Consider the following 16,998-nt stretch of genomic DNA (forward strand, 5'->3'; position numbering starts at 1 on the left):
CTGAACTGATTATTATTTTATGTGAGAATTATTTCTCTTGCTCTCGGTGGCGAATTTTTACATTGGGGTGTGTCATCGCAAAGCTTTCACCAATTGTTTGTGCTAAATACACTGAGCGATGTTGCCCACCAGTACAGCCAATAGCAATCGTTAGGTAACTGCGGTTATTTCGTTCTAAATGGGGTAACCATGTTTGTACAAAAGTTTGAATTTGCCATGTGAACTTTTGCACTATGCTATGACTCGCTAAATAATCTTTAACAGGTTGATCTAACCCATTTAACGGTTTTAACTCAGGCTCCCAGTGCGGATTTGGCAAAAAGCGTGCATCAAATACATAATCTGCTTCTTTAGGGATACCGTGTTTAAAACCAAACGACTCAAACGTGACAATAAGCTGCTTGTCTTTTTTTCCTAATATTTTTTCACGAATAGATTCAGCAAGTTGATGAACACTTAAGTCACTTGTGTCAATCATATAATCTGCTCGATTGGTCAGTACATCAAGTAATTCTTTTTCTTTTTTGATTGCTAAATCAAGCGGCAGCGAGTCAACCGATAGGGGATGTAAGCGGCGAGTTTCAGAGAAACGTTTTATCAGTGTTTGATCTTCGCTGTCTAAATAAAATAAAGTAGGCTTTGCAAAACCGGGTAAGTATTCAAGAATATCATTAAACTGTTCTTGTTCCTTAGGAAGGTTTCGTACATCAATGCTCACTGCGATTTTATCGTAGTTATCAGAAACGCTGCGTACTAAAGAAGGTAAAAGATTTAACGGAATGTTATCTACGCAATAATAACCTAAATCTTCAACAACGCGTAAAGCAACCGACTTACCAGAACCTGATCGGCCACTTATGATAATTAGCTCCATTTATCACCCTTTATATTAATTACGATTGCTTAACAATAACTTGATACAGTTCGGTATCCGTTTTTGCACTGCGCAATTGCTTACAAAATTCTTTGTCGTTAAGTTTATCAGCAATGGTTGCCAGAGTCTTTAAGTGCTGCTGGTTATCACCATCTGGTACGATGAGTGCAACAAAAATATCAACGGGACGATTATCAATTGCATCAAAGCTAATAGGTGTTTCACTAACGAGTACTAAGGCTAAGGGCTCTTGTGCACCGCTCATGCGCCCGTGAGGGATCGCTATGCCTCTACCTATACCAGTACTGCCTAGCTTTTCTCTACTTAGTAAAGCGCTAAGAATATCTTGTTGAGAAAGGTACGGAAGCTTATCGTGAGCAAGTTCGCTGATAAACTCTAAAATTCTTTTTTTGCTATTAAAAAGGACCGCAGCTTTGCTGCAGTCCTGGCATATAAGTGAGCTTAATTTCATCATATTAGTGTCGAGCAAGCTTCTCTTTGTGTTTAATTACTTGGCGATCGAGCTTATCAATCAACGAATCGATGGCAGCGTACATGTCTTGATGCTCAGTTGAGGCAAATAACTCAGCACCACTTACATGTATTGTTGCTTCTGCTTTTTGGCTTAGTTTTTCTACATCAAGAATGACATGAACATTATTAATATGATCAGAGTGTCTTTCTAGCTTCGCAAATTTGGTATTTATATAGTCTCTTAGTGAATCAGTTAATTCTACGTGACGACCAGTTAAGTTTAGTTGCATAAGCATTACCCTCTTTGTTTGCGTCTTAAATCAGACTTTTTCGCTGATTTGACGGTGGAATAGCCAGAGATTCGCGATATTTTGCGATTGTACGTCTCGCTACTTTAATTCCTTGCTCAGCCAATATATCCGCTATTTTGCTATCACTCAATGGTTTTGCTGAGTTTTCTGCAGCGATTAATTTTCTGATAAGTGCACGTATTGCTGTAGATGAGCATTCACCGCCATTTTCGGTACTTACATGACTTGAGAAAAAGTATTTAAGCTCAAATATCCCCCGAGGTGTATGCATATACTTTTGAGTGGTTACACGCGAAATAGTTGATTCGTGCATTTCCACCATTTCAGCAACATCATTTAAAACCATAGGTTTCATGGCCTCAGGACCATGTTCAAAAAAGCCTTGCTGCTGCTTAACAATACAGTTAGTTACTTTTAATAATGTATCGTTTCTACTTTCTAAGCTTTTAATAAACCATTTAGCTTCTTGTAAATGCGAGCGTATAAACTGGCTATCACCGCTTGATTTAACAGTGCGAGACATCGCAGCATATTGGCTGTTTACGCGAATTTTTGGCATGCTATCTGGATTTAGTTCAACAACCCAGCGGCCTTTAATTTTTTTCACTGACACATCAGGAATTACATACTCAGACTCTTCCCTAACAATAGTATCTGCAGGCTTTGGGTTTAGCGTATGGATGAGTGTCATTACTTCTTTAAGCTCTTCTTCTTTGAGCTTCGTTTTTTTCATTAATGTACGATAGTCGCGAGCTGCTAATAAGTCTATGTGCTCGGTTAAAATCATTTTTGTTTCATTAATATAGGGTGTTTCTTTATCAAACTGATTAAGCTGAATGCACAAACACTCTTGTAAACTACGCGCTGCTATACCGACCGGATCAAATAATTGAATGCGTTTTAAAACAGCTTCTATTTCATCAAGTTCAACTTCATTATCATCTTCGTTTTCTTGGTTGAAGCTTTCGAGAATCTCTTCACAACTTAGTGTTAAAATGCCTGAATCATCTACGGCTTCCACAATAGCAATCGCAATCGCTTCATCAGTAGGGCTAAATGGCGTTAGTTGAAGTTGCCACATTAAATACTCGTGGAGCGTTTCCGTTGATGCACCTTGGTATATAGACTCGTCTTCAGGCATTGGACCTGATGAAGAGGCTGGAGCTGCACTCATGTACTCGTCCCAGCTAACATCCATCGCCATGTCGTCACTTACCGTATCTTTAGCAAGTGCTTCGCCGCTGTCTTGTTCGTATTCGCTTGGAGCATCGTCGGCAGATGCGCTAACAGTTATATCATCGGTGTCTGATTTTTGTTCATTTTTACCTGCAGCGTCTTCAGAATAGTCTTGCTCCTCAACCTCTAAAAGTGGGTTGCTGTCGAGCGCTTCTTGTATTTCTTGCTGGAGATCCAATGTACTGAGTTGCAACAAACGAATAGCTTGTTGCAATTGTGGAGTCATTGTAAGTTGCTGGCCCATGCGCAGCTGTAGTGATTGCCTCATGTATCTCTAACAATCCTTTTATGTTGTTATAATTAATACTAGCAGATGCTTAAAGACATGGCGTAAATGTTACAGCCTAAATTGCTCGCCTAAGTAAACATCGCGTACTGTTTTGTCATTTAATACGTGTTCTGGAGTACCTGATGCAATCAGCTCCCCATGAGAAACAATGTAGGCTTTTTCGCAAACATCAAGGGTTTCTCTTACGTTATGATCGGTAATTAACACACCAATCCCACGATTTTTAAGATGTTCTATGATTTTTTTTATATCAAGTACAGAGATTGGGTCAACGCCCGCAAACGGTTCATCTAATAATATAAACTTGGGATCAGCCGCTAATGCGCGGGCTATCTCTACGCGGCGACGTTCACCACCCGATAACGCCATACCTTGGCTGTCACGGATATGTTGAATATTAAATTCGTCTAATAAATTATTTAGCGTATCTTCTCTTTGCTGCTTCTTAAGCTCTTTACGTGTTTCTAAAATTGCCATTAAGTTTTGATAAACAGTTAGCTTTCTAAAAATTGAAGACTCTTGTGGTAAGTAGCCTATGCCTAATCTAGCACGACTGTGCATAGGTAAAAGAGTAATATCGTTATCGTCGATAGATATTTTTCCTTTATCGCTAGGTACTAAGCCCACAATCATATAAAACGTGGTGGTTTTACCTGCGCCATTTGGGCCAAGTAAGCCAACAATACTGCCAGCTTTAACTTCAAGGCCGACGTTTTTTACAACTTCACGGCCTTTATAGCTTTTGGCTAATAGTTCTGCTTTTAATGTGCTCATGGTTGGCCTTTGTCGCTTGTTTTACTTTTTTTAGCTTCAATAGGCACTAAAATTGTGTGAACGCGATCCGTTGAATTTTCATCTTTTTCAGCGCTAATTAATTGCTGTTCTATATCGTAAGTAATACTTTTTGCATTTATTTTTTGCCCCGCTTGCGATACTTGTGCATTACCAACAAGCGTTAAAAAACGCTTAGATACATCGTAACGCACTTCATCAGCACTGGCGCTCATAGTCGTGCCGTCGGGTTGTTTTTCTTCAAAATGTGCCGGACTGCCTGTGGCAATTAATAGCTGCTTATTATCACCGAGCTCTTCGCGTTTGTGTACTTCTAAACGGTCGGCGGTAATACGGCGATTTCCATGAATAATTTCAACGTTTTTCTCGAAAATACCCACATTGGCTTTTAATTGGCCTTCTTGTTTATCGGCACTTATTGAGATTTGGTTGGCAGCCGGTTGAGTCGACTGCTCTGCTGCATTACTGTTAAATGCTAATAAAAACGTTGGGATAATAAGTATTTTTGAAAATTTATTGGTCATAATATATGGTTCGCGTATGGTTAATAAGTTTTATCACTTCGGTTTTTAGATCGGCTTCTAGGCCTTTACCAGTGATCTTTAAATTAGGTCCAGTTACAACTACAGGTTGCTCTGAGCGCATTGTTAGTAGCTTTATATCAACTTGAATATTATCGGCATCGATTTTTTCTATCATTGCTTTATCGGTTAGATTTTTAGCGACAACATTACCTTCTAAAACTAATTGTTTGCCTTCGTACAGGGTTGCTTCATCAGCATTTATGCGCCAAGCCTGTTTTTCGTTATATAAAGTAAAAATAGGTTTTTCAAAAAAGGTAAAACCTAATTGTTGATATAACTCCATTTTGGCAGCTGTCACTTTGTGACTTATTTTGCCCTGCTCATCATACGCAGTTTGTTTTAGTTCTATTGCAGTATAATCAGGCTCAGCTATAACCTCAGATGTGCTCTGTGTAGTAATGTTTGTTTGCGTAAAATAAGGGTACCAAAGCCAAACCATACAGCTGATGAATAAAACGCTTAATATTATGCGCGCTATATTCATGAACTTGTACCTTGTGTGGTCAGTGGGTGCCCGTTTTCTAGCATTAATAAGTCTGTAAGCTCTCTTACTGCACCGAAGCCGCCAGGCATTTGTGTGGTGTAGTGTGACAGGCGCTTAATTAGCGGGTGAGCATCGTTAACAGCGACTGCAAAGCCGACTAATTCCATCACTGGCATGTCAGGACCATCATCACCTATATAAGCAATTTGTTCATCCGTTAGATCAAGTTTATGTTTTAGTTCTTCATAAGCAACGAGTTTATTTTCTTGACCTTGGTAGATGTGTTGTATGGTCAAGCTACTCATACGGTTTTGTACAATTTGCGAGTGACGTCCAGTAATAACCGCAACGTTAAAGCCGCTATTAATGAGCGCTTTTATACCAAACCCATCTTTAGTATTAAATGCTTTTAGTTCTTCACCTTGGTTGCCTAAGTAAATGCGCCCATCAGAAAATACACCATCAATATCGCAAATAAGCAATTTTACTTTTTTAGCACGTGCTTTAGCATCATCGCTTAGCGGTTGATAGAGTTCTTCAAATTGCATTTATAATACTCCTGCTTTCAATAAGTCTTGCATATTTAGTGCACCGATAGGCTGGTTTTGCTCATTGACAATAATTAAACCATTAATGCGTTTATGTTCCATAATATTAAGTGCTTCGGCAGCCAGCATATCTTGGGTTGCGGTCGTACATGATTTAGTCATTACTTCGCTAATTTTCGTGGTATGAATATCAACTCGTTGCTCTAAAATACGACGTAAATCGCCATCAGTAAATAGCCCCGTTAATTGTTGGTTTTCATCAACAATAGAGGTCATTCCTAGACCTTTAGCCGACATTTCAATCAGTGCGTCTTTTACTGTTTGTGAAATATTAATAATAGGCGTGTTTGCGCCGCCGTGCATAACATCTTTTAAAGTAAGTAATAAGCGTTTGCCCAAGCTGCCACCTGGGTGTGAAAGTGCAAAGTCATCGGCAGTAAATCCACGGGCTTCTAAAAGGGCGACAGCTATTGCATCGCCCATAGCAAGTGTTGCTGTGGTACTTGCTGTTGGTGCGAGCCCTAACGGGCAGGCTTCTTGTTCTACTTTTATGCATACGTGTACGTTTGCAAGTGTTGCCATGGTCGATTTTTCATTACCCGTCATCGCTATCATTTTTGCGCCAAGGCGTTTTAACACGGGGATAATATTTAAAACTTCGCTGGTCTCACCTGAGTTTGAAAGAAGCATCACCACATCATTTTTAGTGATCATTCCTAAATCCCCGTGGCTTGCTTCACCAGGGTGTACAAAAAAAGCGGGACTACCAGTACTGGCTAGTGTGGCTGCTATTTTATTGCCAATATGACCGGATTTACCCATGCCAATAACAATAGTGCGACCTTTACAATCGTATATTAATTGACAAGCTTGATGAAAGTTTTCATCTACATATTGTGCAATATCACTCAGTGCTTGGCGCTCTATGTTTAAAACGCGAAGGCCTTGTTCAATAAAGTTTAGCGCTGCCATTATTTACCCTATTTGACTGAAAATATATCCTTGATAGCCCAAAAATGCGATTAACAATAGGCTACCTTCTACTCTATTGATGCGTTGTGTGCCTCTAAAGTTTAATGACATAACAATAAGCGCAATTGTTGCACCAATCATTATTAGTATGTCACGACTTGCTACAGAAGGGTCAATGATTGATGGGTTGATAATACCAGCCAGTGGTAACACCGCCAAAATATTAAAAATATTTGAGCCAACAATATTACCCAGCGCTAAGTCATCTTCGTTTTTAAGCACACCTGCAATGGAGGCTGCAAGCTCTGGTAAACTGGTGCCAATGGCAATGATAGTTAGGCCAATTACTAGGTCACTTAGACCGAAAAACTTAGCAATGTCGACAGCAGAACCAATTAAAAAATATGAGCTGACAGGGAGTAATATCATGCCAATGACTAACCAAAATACAGCATTTTTTGTTGGTACATTGCTAGGCACATCATCACAGGCTTCTGATACAAATGGGTCGTCTTGATTTTTTGCACGCATAGATACAATAATTAATCCGCCAATAAAGACAATGAAGCCAATTAACAAGGCTACGCCTTCGACTAATGAAAAGTAGTTGTCAGAAAAAATATACCAGCTAGCTAACGATACGAGAAGTACCAGTGGTATTTCTCGTTTTAATGTACCAGATGATACTGAAAGCGGACGAAATAATGCAGTTATACCTAACACGAGTAATATGTTTGTTATATTTGAACCAATGGCATTGCCTACCGCAGTATCCGTTTTACCTGCAAGTGCTGCCGAAGCTGAAACCATCATTTCTGGAGCTGATGAACCCATCGCTACCACAGTCAAACCAACAATGAGAGTTGGAACCCCAAAGTTTTTTGCAAGCGCTGCTGCACCAAAAACAAACCTGTCTGCACTCCAAACTAGAGCTGCAAAACCAAGAATTAAAATAACAAACGAGGTAACCATTGTGTTAAGCCAGTTATTCAAAATAGTAATGGCGCGAATAGTAACAAAAGCCAAGATGAAAGTATAAATAAAAGAGTAAGGTCAACTGTATACCTATGGTGCTTTAAAACAGCTTACTTAGCTATTTAAGCTGAGGTTAAGCTGTTTTGAGTGAGTCTTATAATCCTTTTCACATGTGTATTACAAAATCTTACGAATTGTTTTTTCCATCTTGGATCAAAAAGCTTTAAAATAGCTGCACTAGTGAACATTTTATGGAGAGCGACTTGTCGCAATCAATAGTAGAAGTCAAGGATGTTAGCTTTTCGAGAGGCAATAGAACCATATATAAAAATATGAGTTTTAGTGTACCTAAAGGTAAAATCACTGCGATTATGGGGCCAAGCGGAATTGGCAAAACCACGATGTTACGTTTAATTGGTGGTCAGCTTAAGCCAGATTCGGGTGATATTTTATTTGAAGGCGGTAGCATTCCTAAAATGTCTCGCAAAGAGCTATACGAAGCGCGTACTAAAATGAGTATGCTTTTTCAAAGTGGTGCGTTGTTTACCGACATGTCGGTATTTGACAATATCGCGTTTCCGATAAGAGAGCATACTAAGTTAAGCGAAGATCTTATTCGCTTAGTGGTGCTAATGAAATTGCAAGCTGTTGGCTTACGTGGTGCTAAAGATTTAATGCCATCAGAGTTGTCAGGTGGTATGGCAAGACGTGCTGCACTTGCTCGTTCTATAGCACTTGATCCAGAGCTAATAATGTACGATGAGCCATTTGCTGGCCAAGACCCAATTTCAATGGGGGTTTTAGTTAAGTTAATTAAATCACTTAATGAAGTGTTGGGACTATCGTCTTTAATTGTGACCCATGACGTTACCGAGGTAATGAGTATTGCGGATCACGTTATTATTATTGCTGATCAAGGTGTAATTGGTTGTGGTACTCCTGATGAGATGCGCAATCATGAATCTCCTTTAGTCCAACAGTTTTTAAAAGGCTTGTCGGATGGTCCTGTACCATTTCATTTCCCAGCCCAAGCTTATGCAGATGAGCTACTTGGAGAAAAAGCATAATGTTTGATTTATTTCAAAAGCTAGGACATAAAACGCTAGGGCGTTTTGCGGCCCTGGGTCGTTCTGCTTATATGCTGTTTAGTGCGTTAGCGCATGTACCTAATTTTAAAAAAGGCACTCCGCTACTTATTCGCCAACTTTACATGGTGGGATCGCAATCGCTGCTCATTATTATGGTGTCGGGGTTGTTTATTGGCATGGTGTTGGCGTTGCAAGGTTACACCGTATTGGTGGGGTATGGCGCTGAAGATAGTTTGGGGCCGTTAGTTGCGCTGAGTTTATTACGAGAGCTAGGCCCAGTTGTTACTGCATTACTATTTGCAGGACGAGCAGGTAGCGCATTGACTGCTGAAATTGGCTTAATGAAAGCAACAGAGCAGTTATCATCACTCGAAATGATGGCAATTGATCCACTAAAACGCATAATTGCACCGCGCTTTTGGGCGGGCTTTATTAGTATGCCATTGCTTGCATTGATATTTTCAGCTGTGGCTATTATAGGCGCTCATTTAGTGGGGGTTGATTGGCTAGGAGTTGATACTGGAAGCTTTTGGTCAATCATGCAATCACAAGTGTCGTTTCAGCAAGATATATTAAACGGCATAATTAAAAGCATTGTATTTGCCATTGTGGTGACTTGGATTGCACTTTATAAAGGTTATGACTGTGTACCGACCTCTGAAGGGATCAGTAAAGCAACCACCGAAACGGTTGTACATTCGTCATTGGCAGTTTTAGGTTTTGACTTTATTTTGACAGCGGTAATGTTTACCAGCTAATAGGGTATAGATAATGAATTCACGGAAATTAGAAATTTTAGTTGGTTTTTTTGTAGCGTTAGGAATTTTAGCGTTTGCGATGCTTGCGCTTAAAGTTGCCAATTCAGGTATTAGTGGCACAGGCGAAACATATTCGCTAAATGCCAAGTTTGAAAATATAGGCTCATTAAAAGCACGTGCCCCAGTTAAAGTCGGGGGCGTTGTTATTGGTCGAGTTGACTCTATTTATGTTCATCCACAAGAATTTTTACCAGTCGTTAATATGACTATTGATGCACAGTATTTATGTCGTTTTTCAGATACGAGTTCAATTTCTATTTTAACATCGGGGATTTTGGGTGAGCAGTACTTAGGTCTCCACCCAGTGATTTCGCCAAATTCTGCAGAACAACGTTGTTTAGGCGAAACAGTAACCGAAAATAAGCAAGACCAAGCAATTGACGATTTATTTGGTGTAGATAGTAAAGCACTAGGTGACGGCGATTCAATCACTGATACTAAGTCTGCCATCGTACTTGAAGAGTTAATTGGGCAGTTTTTATTCAACCAAGGTAGTGAGTAATTATTATGTTGAAAAAGTTTTTAGCTATTATAGCACTAGGTACAATGACGTTTGCGCAAAGTATAAATGCAGCTGATGCTAAGCTCGTCGATCCTAATAAAATGGTTCGCCAAGTTGCCGATAATACATTTGCAAGAATAAAAAAGGATCAACCACTAATCATTAAAGATAGTGAGCATCTTCGCGTTATTGTTGAAGAAGAATTGATGCCTTACATAGATTATAAATACGCTGCACTTCGCGTATTAGGTAGTGAAGTATCTAAAGTGCGTGCAATAACGGATAAAGCCGAAAAAGCTCAGGCAATTAAAGATATTCAACGTTTTATTATTGTATTTAGAGAGTACTTAGTTGCAACGTATGCGGGTGTATTTACACAGTACACAAACCAAAAAGTTGAGTTTGGTGCTGAGCAAGCATTTAAAGGTAAAGATGTCGTTGTTGTTAAAACTAAAATCATTGAAGATGGTAAACCAGATATCAAAATTGACTTTAAGGTACGAGAAGATCGTGGCGGTGAATGGCGTGCGTACGATATGATTGCTGAAGGTATTAGTTTATTAGATGCGAAACAAAGTGAACTACAAGGTATTTTGCGCCAGCAAGGTATCGACAATGTAAGCAACCTTCTAGAGCAAAAGAGTCAGCTACCGGTTCAGTTTAGAGGTAATGGTGCAAATGACTAAATTGGCGATAAGCCATGTTGATGAACAACACTTTCGAGTAAGCGGTGAGCTTACTCGAAATTCAATTGGCGATGAACGGCTTCTGAACAATAAGCTATTAACTAAGCATAAAATCATCTATTTTGACCTAAGTGGGGTATCTAGGGTTGACACGGCGGGCTTAGCTTGGTTAATTCACTCTTTTGCAGAATTAAAGCAGCAAGGCATTCGCCTTGAGTTGCAAAATTTACCTGAGCAATTGCAAAATTTAATGCAATTGGGTCAAGTTACAACCCTATTTGAGTGAGAGTTATGGAAACTAGCCAAGTCGAAACATTATTACGCGAAGAACTTCAATTAGCTGAAGTGCATGTAAAAGCCAATGGTAGTCATTATGAAGTTGTTGCAGTAGGCGAATGCTTCGACGGTTTAAGCCGAGTTAAAAAGCAGCAGCTAGTTTATGGTCCACTAATGAGTACCATCTCAGATGGTACAATTCACGCCGTATCTATTCGTGCATTTACTCCTGTAGAGTGGAAGCGTGAACAAAAATTTATTTTACCGCAATAAATAGGGCCTCCTAATGGATCAATTTGTAATTCAAGGTGGCACTTCACTTGCTGGTGAGGTGACTATTTCTGGCGCTAAAAATGCCGCACTTCCTATCTTATTTGCTTCACTATTGGCTGATGGTAAAAGTACATTTACCAATGTGCCACGTCTTCGCGATATTGTTACTACCGAAGCGCTATTAAAAACCTTAGGTGCAGATGTTATTTGGCAAGGTGACACACTCATTATTGATGGTGCTACGGTTGATAAAACATTAGCGCCATACGATTTAGTTAAACAAATGCGCGCATCTGTACTTGCCTTAGGCCCTTTAGTTGCAAGATTTGGTGAAGCTCAAGTGTCTTTACCTGGTGGTTGTGCTATTGGTGCTCGTCCTGTAGATATTCATATTCAAGGTCTAGAGCGCATGGGCGCGCACATAAGCGTTGAAAATGGTTATATTAATGCCAAGGTAAATGGGCGTTTGAAAGGCGCTGAAATCTTTATGGAAATGGTAAGCGTAGGCGCTACCGAAAATTTACTGATGGCCGCCGCACTTGCTGATGGTAAAACGGTGCTTGATAACGCAGCACGTGAGCCTGAAATAATCGATTTAGCTAATTGCTTGATTGCTATGGGCGCTAAAATTACGGGTGCAGGCACTAGTCGTATTGAGGTCGAAGGCGTTGAACGTTTAGCTGGATGTGAGCATCGTATTTTGCCTGACAGAATTGAAACAGGTACGTTTTTAGTCGCTGCAGCAATGGCTGGTGGTGAAGTACTTTGTAAAAATACCGACTTTCACTCTCTTGAACCTGTAATTGAAAAATTACGAGCAACGAATGCGCTTCTTGAGGTTCATGAGAATAGTATTTACCTAGATATGCGTGGTCGCGAACTTAAAGCTGTTAATATTAAAACAGCACCGCATCCAGGTTTTCCAACTGATATGCAAGCCCAGTTTACTGCTTTAAATGTAGTGGCAAATGGCAGTGCAACCATAACCGAAACTATTTTCGAAAACCGTTTTATGCATGTACCAGAGCTGCAACGAATGGGAGCAAACATCCGTCTTGAGGGTAATACCGCCATTTGTGGTGATACGCAAAGCCTAACGGGTGCACAAGTTATGGCTACCGATTTACGTGCCTCAGCAAGCTTAATTTTAACGGGAATAGTGGCGCAAGGTGAAACGGTTGTAGATCGTATTTATCATGTTGATAGAGGTTATCAGCGTATTGAAGACAAACTAAGTGCGCTAGGTGCAAATATTAAACGTAGAAGCAGTTAATCACTGTTTTTAAAGTAAAAGCGCGGTTTTATCCGCGCTTTTTGATTTTCTAAGCGAATACAATCGTGTTATAGCTTTGTCTCAAGCTCAGCGACTGTAACCATGATCTTTTCTATTTTACCATTGCGGTAAAGTTCAAATTCTATTTCTTTTCCAGGCTCTGTATTACCGATTTCTTTTAGTACCTTTTGTGGGTTAGCCACAGAAAGCCCTGCAATTTTAATAACAATGTCTTGCTCTTCAATCCCAGCCTGCCAAGCCGGACCTAAAGGGTCTAAGTTAGTGATACGCATTCCAGACACCGGTGTAAGGCTATCGTTAACCTCTTTGCCAGTGCTATCAACAGCAGTGCCTTCAAAGCCTAAATAACCGCGTACAACTCGACCATGGCGGATTAATTTACTCATTACTTCTTTTGCTAACGTGTAGGGAACAGCAAAAAATATTCCTTGAATATTAAGGTTCTCACGCGTTTTAAATTGAGCAGAAGTAATCCCGACTAAGTCACCATTAGAGTTGACGAGTGCGCCACCTGAGTTGCCCACATTAATTGCCGCATCCATTTGCAATAAATTATTATAAGGGCTATCCGTAATTTTTTGCTTGCCTGTTGCGCTAATAATGCCTTGGGTAATTGTTTGTCCTAAATTGAGCGGGTTGCCAATAGCAAGTACAACATCGCCGACACTGGATATGTAGTCATCATTTATAGGGATGATAGGTAGGTGCTCTGCATTTATTTTAAGGAGCGCCAAATCGGTAATAGTATCAAACCCAATAAGTTGTACATCAAAAAAGCGTCTGCCATCGGTTAAAATTACCATGATTTGGTCTGCATTATTAACTACATGGTAATTGGTGAGAATATAGCCATTTTGCGACATGATTACGCCAGAGCCGAGTTCTTGCACCGTGTTTTTGCGTTTATAACGTGGCTCTTTAGAGATGCTCTCAGAAAAAATAGTGACCACAGAAGGGGCAGCGCGCTTTACAGCATCCGAAAAACTCAGGTGACTGGCGCTCATCGCGCTGGGTAAAGGCACATTAGGCAATAAAGCGGCTCGCATATTAGGGCTGAAAAAAACCACTAAAAAAGCAATACTAAGGCCTGCAAATAAAGGGGGGAGAATAAATTTTATTAATTTCAGCACGAGTTTCTTATTATGTAAGTGAGCAATCTCTTTATGATGACACAAAAAAAATAACAGCGGCAAGTGCCGCTGTTATTTTTTATTACGTTAGTTGTGTTGTGTTATTACTGAATTAGAATAAAAATCGACTCGCGCCCGCGTTTAACGCCTAGCACTATATTGCCTTTAGTGTTGTCGATAATCTTATTCATGTCGCGAATTGTCTCAACACGTTGGCGGTTTACTTGCATGATAATATCGCCTTCTTCAAGACCAACACGCGCAGAAGGAGAGCGGGGGTCTACCGTTCTAACCTCAACACCTTTATTACTATTTTTTTGTACGTTCTCGAGTTCGGCACCTTGAAAAGCAGGATGCAGCTCTTCGCCGGTTGCAGTAATACCCGATGCGCCATCAAGGGTTACTTTAACCGTTTTAATTTTTCCATCGCGGTATATGCCAAGTTTGATCTCACGGCCTTCGCCCAATGTGGCAATTTTACTGCGCAGTTCGTGAAAACCGCTAATATCACTATCGTTAATACTAACAATAACATCGCCGGCTTTAATACCTGCCTTGCTTGCAGCTGTGTCGTCCATTACTTGCATAACGTAAGCACCTTGTTTTACGTCAAGTTGCTGCGCTTTAGCAAGACCAGCATCAAGTGGGCGGCCAGAAATACCTAATGAGCCTCGACGCACTTCACCGTGTTCAATTATTTGCTCAACAAGATTTTTCATCATATTAGAAGGGATAGCAAAACCAATCCCTACATTACCGCCTGAAGCACCTAAAATAGCCGTATTAATCCCTATTAATTCACCATTTAAGTTAACTAAAGCGCCACCAGAGTTACCTTGGTTAATAGCTGCATCGGTTTGAATAAAGTCTTCATAGCCTTCAATGTTTAAACCACTGCGACCAAGCGCACTCACAATACCCGATGTTACTGTATGGCTAAGGCCAAATGGATTACCGATAGCGACCGCAAAGTCACCAACACGTAATTTATCTGAGTTAGCGAGCTTTATTTCTGTTAAGTCATCAGCATCGATTTGCAAAAGCGCAATGTCAGACTCTTTATCTGTGCCTATTTTAGTCGCTTCAAATTCACGGCCATCTTCTAAAGTGACAACCATTTTTTCGGCATCTTGAATAACATGATTATTTGTAACTACATAACCTTCGTCTGCATTAATAATTACACCTGATCCCAAACCACTAAACTGGCGCTTCTGGCTTCGGGGCTGTTGCTGTCCAAAAAAGTATTCAAGCGGATCTGCACGACGACGTACTTCTTTAGATCCCGATACTTGAATGCTCACAACACCTGGAGATATTTGTTCTAACATAGGTGCGAGAGTGGGAAGTTGTTGACCATTTACTGCAATTGGCATTTTTGCGTAAGATGCGGCAGGACTTATTAATAAACTTGTAGATAAGATAGCTGCGCTGATAAGTGATAATTTCATTTTCATAGTCAGGGGTAACTCCACTTAAGATAAAGCAAAACAAAAAGGGCTACTTTACAGCAGCCCTTTTCGGTTTATTAAAATAAAACAACAAAGCTGTTATATCTAAAGACTATGGGGTCAAAAAAAAGTTCATCAAGATGCTTTAGAATGTTCTGAAACTTTATTTTGGCCAGCAAATAAACCTGATTCGCCTGATACGTAATCAGCAGGTTGTGCTTTAGCCGATGAACGATCTGATTGACGTTCCTTTAAAGACGCCTGCAACTGCTCCGTTGTTTCTTTAGAGAAAAAAGGTTCGGCTGGTTGTTGGTTTCTATCCTCTAAAAGCAGTTGATTAGTTGCCTCAACATGGCTAAGTAGTTGATCATAGTTCTCTTTCATTTTATTTACGAGCTTACCTGTATTCGCTAAATGATCTGCTACATCTTGACGATATTGCTCAAGCGCATTTTGAGCTTGTACTGCTTGTTCTTTTAACTCATCTTGCTTGAATTGCTTTTTAGTAATAAATGCACCAATAAAAAATGCCACCACAGCAGTAATGACAATTAAACCTATCCACGTAACTGTACCCATAATTCTACCCCTTGGGAAAATAACTAATAAATGCCGATTCAATTACGAATCATACTAAGGGTAATATACCCCGAGTTATGATGCGTGTTAATATGCTTTTCAAATTAAACTGCGTTTTGACTGTAAATACATATGACTCCTTGGCAAACATATCAACAAGACTTAAAGCGAGATGACTTTGTACATGACGCAGCACAAGAAAATGCGGTGCGTCATTTACAACGTTTATACGATGACTTAACTCAGGCAGCGCCAAAATCAAAAGGCTTTTTTGCTAAGTTATTTAGTAAAAATGAGCCTGCACCTATAAAAGGATTATACTTTTGGGGGGGCGTTGGGCGTGGTAAAACGTATTTAGTTGACACATTTTATGAATCCTTACCAGGTACACGTAAAATGCGCGTGCATTTTCATCGTTTTATGCACCGAGTGCACGATGAGCTTAAAAAGCTAAATAACACCGCAAATCCATTAGAGAAAATAGCGGATATTTTTAAAGCAGAAACAGACATCATTTGCTTTGATGAGTTTTTTGTTCAAGATATTACCGATGCCATGTTGTTAGGCGGCTTAATGGAGGCGCTATTTGCGCGCGGTATTGTACTTGTTGCTACATCGAACATAGTGCCGGATGAGCTTTATCGAAATGGCCTGCAGCGAGCGCGTTTTGTGCCAGCAATCGAGTTAGTTAAACTTAATACTGACATAGTTAATGTAGACTCTGGCATTGACTATCGATTGCGGACACTTGAGCAAGCCGAAATTTTTCATAGCCCGCTTGATGAGCAAGCCGATAAAAATCTATTTGACTACTTCGATAAGCTTTCACCAGAACCTGGGCAATTAAACGAGTCTATAGAAATAGAAGGGCGTTTAATTAAAACCCGCAAAGTGGCTAAATGTGTGGTGATGTTCGAATTTAGTGAATTGTGCGAAACCGCGCGTAGCCAAGTCGATTACATGGAAATTAGTCGTTTATATAACACGGTGATTATATCTAACGTAAAACAGCTTGGACAAACAAACGATGATGCAGCAAGGCGTTTTATTGCATTAGTAGATGAGTTTTACGAGCGTCATGTAACCTTAATTATTTCAGCAGAGCAACCAATCACCGACCTTTATACGCAGGGTAATCTCAACTTTGAATTTAAGCGTTGTATTAGCCGCTTACAGGAAATGCAATCTTTAGAATATTTAGCAAAAGAGCATTTGGTATAAAGCAAAAAGTAATAAAGTTATCTGAGTTAAATATTTTGTGGAAAAAACAGGCGGCCGGTAGCAATGTAGTTTAAGTGCTGGTATACTCCCGCGTCTGCCACGTTGCGTTCTATGCCTTCATATAGTCTAGCCACTTGTGAG

21 protein-coding genes are annotated in these 16,998 nt (G+C 39.9%); 8 read left to right on the plus strand and 13 right to left on the minus strand.

The features are described 5' to 3' along the window. Positions 1 to 28 precede the first annotated feature (28 nt). From rapZ to ACJJVZ_RS06355, 10 genes are all read right to left on the minus strand, one after another. Positions 29 to 874, minus strand: a complete 846-nt coding sequence (gene rapZ / locus ACJJVZ_RS06310; protein WP_193156281.1) for an RNase adapter RapZ — start codon at positions 872 to 874, stop codon at positions 29 to 31. Between the two features lie 19 nt (positions 875 to 893). Next, complete coding sequence (ptsN, locus tag ACJJVZ_RS06315) at positions 894 to 1,346, minus strand: PTS IIA-like nitrogen regulatory protein PtsN (RefSeq protein WP_077538835.1); 453 nt, start codon at positions 1,344 to 1,346, stop codon at positions 894 to 896. A gap of 4 nt (positions 1,347 to 1,350) precedes the next feature. Further along, positions 1,351 to 1,638, minus strand: a complete 288-nt coding sequence (hpf, locus tag ACJJVZ_RS06320; RefSeq protein ID WP_077536020.1) for a ribosome hibernation promoting factor — start codon at positions 1,636 to 1,638, stop codon at positions 1,351 to 1,353. A 25-nt stretch (positions 1,639 to 1,663) separates the two neighbouring features. Then, the gene (locus tag ACJJVZ_RS06325; RefSeq protein ID WP_405599044.1) at positions 1,664 to 3,163 is read right to left on the minus strand and encodes an RNA polymerase factor sigma-54; all 1,500 of its coding nucleotides are present in this window, start codon (positions 3,161 to 3,163) and stop codon (positions 1,664 to 1,666) included. 69 nt (positions 3,164 to 3,232) lie between these two features. Next, complete coding sequence (gene lptB, locus ACJJVZ_RS06330; protein ID WP_405599047.1) at positions 3,233 to 3,958, minus strand: LPS export ABC transporter ATP-binding protein; 726 nt, start codon at positions 3,956 to 3,958, stop codon at positions 3,233 to 3,235. Then, a complete protein-coding gene (gene lptA / locus ACJJVZ_RS06335) occupies positions 3,955 to 4,500 on the minus strand; it encodes a lipopolysaccharide transport periplasmic protein LptA (RefSeq protein WP_182702881.1) in 546 nt (181 codons plus the stop codon). The genes lptB and lptA overlap by 4 nt, the downstream gene beginning before the upstream one ends. Further along, complete coding sequence (gene lptC, locus ACJJVZ_RS06340) at positions 4,490 to 5,044, minus strand: LPS export ABC transporter periplasmic protein LptC (protein WP_193156283.1); 555 nt, start codon at positions 5,042 to 5,044, stop codon at positions 4,490 to 4,492. Before lptC ends, lptA begins: the two co-directional genes overlap by 11 nt. Next, on the minus strand, positions 5,041 to 5,592 hold the full coding sequence (kdsC, locus tag ACJJVZ_RS06345; protein ID WP_077536015.1) for a 3-deoxy-manno-octulosonate-8-phosphatase KdsC: 552 nt from the start codon (positions 5,590 to 5,592) through the stop codon (positions 5,041 to 5,043). Before kdsC ends, lptC begins: the two co-directional genes overlap by 4 nt. Beyond that, a complete protein-coding gene (locus tag ACJJVZ_RS06350; RefSeq protein ID WP_405599050.1) occupies positions 5,593 to 6,564 on the minus strand; it encodes a KpsF/GutQ family sugar-phosphate isomerase in 972 nt (323 codons plus the stop codon). It lies immediately after the preceding gene. Between the two features lie 3 nt (positions 6,565 to 6,567). Then, a complete protein-coding gene (locus ACJJVZ_RS06355; RefSeq protein WP_405599052.1) occupies positions 6,568 to 7,536 on the minus strand; it encodes a calcium/sodium antiporter in 969 nt (322 codons plus the stop codon). Between the two features lie 254 nt (positions 7,537 to 7,790). Between ACJJVZ_RS06355 and ACJJVZ_RS06360 the strand changes: the two genes are divergently transcribed. The 7 genes from ACJJVZ_RS06360 to murA are packed head-to-tail and all read left to right on the plus strand — an operon-like array spanning position 7,791 to position 12,455. Beyond that, a complete protein-coding gene (locus ACJJVZ_RS06360; RefSeq protein ID WP_182702878.1) occupies positions 7,791 to 8,606 on the plus strand; it encodes an ATP-binding cassette domain-containing protein in 816 nt (271 codons plus the stop codon). Further along, a complete protein-coding gene (gene mlaE / locus ACJJVZ_RS06365; RefSeq protein ID WP_077536011.1) occupies positions 8,606 to 9,385 on the plus strand; it encodes a lipid asymmetry maintenance ABC transporter permease subunit MlaE in 780 nt (259 codons plus the stop codon). Before ACJJVZ_RS06360 ends, mlaE begins: the two co-directional genes overlap by 1 nt. Positions 9,386 to 9,398: 13 nt before the next feature. Continuing rightward, positions 9,399 to 9,947 (plus strand): outer membrane lipid asymmetry maintenance protein MlaD, encoded by a 549-nt coding sequence (mlaD, locus tag ACJJVZ_RS06370; RefSeq protein ID WP_193156284.1) that lies wholly within the window; start codon positions 9,399 to 9,401, stop codon positions 9,945 to 9,947. A gap of 5 nt (positions 9,948 to 9,952) precedes the next feature. Then, positions 9,953 to 10,633 (plus strand): phospholipid-binding protein MlaC, encoded by a 681-nt coding sequence (locus ACJJVZ_RS06375; protein ID WP_405599055.1) that lies wholly within the window; start codon positions 9,953 to 9,955, stop codon positions 10,631 to 10,633. Then, positions 10,626 to 10,919 carry a lipid asymmetry maintenance protein MlaB gene (locus ACJJVZ_RS06380; protein WP_077536008.1) on the plus strand — a complete coding sequence of 98 codons (294 nt, stop codon included), beginning with the start codon at positions 10,626 to 10,628 and terminating at the stop codon, positions 10,917 to 10,919. Before ACJJVZ_RS06375 ends, ACJJVZ_RS06380 begins: the two co-directional genes overlap by 8 nt. 5 nt (positions 10,920 to 10,924) lie before the next feature. Next, entirely contained in the window at positions 10,925 to 11,182 is a 258-nt protein-coding gene (locus tag ACJJVZ_RS06385) for a BolA family protein (RefSeq protein WP_077536007.1), read from the plus strand. Positions 11,183 to 11,195: 13 nt separating this feature from the next. Continuing rightward, positions 11,196 to 12,455: a UDP-N-acetylglucosamine 1-carboxyvinyltransferase gene (gene murA / locus ACJJVZ_RS06390; RefSeq protein WP_405599058.1), complete on the plus strand. Its 1,260-nt coding sequence runs from the start codon at positions 11,196 to 11,198 to the stop codon at positions 12,453 to 12,455. Between the two features lie 68 nt (positions 12,456 to 12,523). Here the strand turns inward: murA and ACJJVZ_RS06395 are convergent, their stop codons facing one another. The 3 genes from ACJJVZ_RS06395 to ACJJVZ_RS06405 all read right to left on the minus strand — a co-directional run bounded on the left by ACJJVZ_RS06395 (position 12,524) and on the right by ACJJVZ_RS06405 (position 15,636). Next, positions 12,524 to 13,606 carry a trypsin-like peptidase domain-containing protein gene (locus ACJJVZ_RS06395; RefSeq protein ID WP_077536005.1) on the minus strand — a complete coding sequence of 361 codons (1,083 nt, stop codon included), beginning with the start codon at positions 13,604 to 13,606 and terminating at the stop codon, positions 12,524 to 12,526. A 104-nt stretch (positions 13,607 to 13,710) separates the two neighbouring features. Beyond that, positions 13,711 to 15,063, minus strand: coding sequence for a Do family serine endopeptidase (locus tag ACJJVZ_RS06400; RefSeq protein WP_405599060.1), 1,353 nt, complete (start codon positions 15,061 to 15,063; stop codon positions 13,711 to 13,713). Between the two features lie 129 nt (positions 15,064 to 15,192). After that, a complete protein-coding gene (locus ACJJVZ_RS06405) occupies positions 15,193 to 15,636 on the minus strand; it encodes a YhcB family protein (RefSeq protein ID WP_077536003.1) in 444 nt (147 codons plus the stop codon). A gap of 132 nt (positions 15,637 to 15,768) precedes the next feature. Between ACJJVZ_RS06405 and zapE the strand changes: the two genes are divergently transcribed. Then, positions 15,769 to 16,857: a cell division protein ZapE gene (gene zapE / locus ACJJVZ_RS06410; RefSeq protein ID WP_077536002.1), complete on the plus strand. Its 1,089-nt coding sequence runs from the start codon at positions 15,769 to 15,771 to the stop codon at positions 16,855 to 16,857. The last annotated feature ends 141 nt before the right edge of the window (positions 16,858 to 16,998 follow it).

The sequence above is a fragment of the Pseudoalteromonas sp. Ld19 genome (assembly GCF_045064135.1).
Taxonomy (GTDB): Bacteria; Pseudomonadota; Gammaproteobacteria; order Enterobacterales; family Alteromonadaceae; genus Pseudoalteromonas; species Pseudoalteromonas aliena.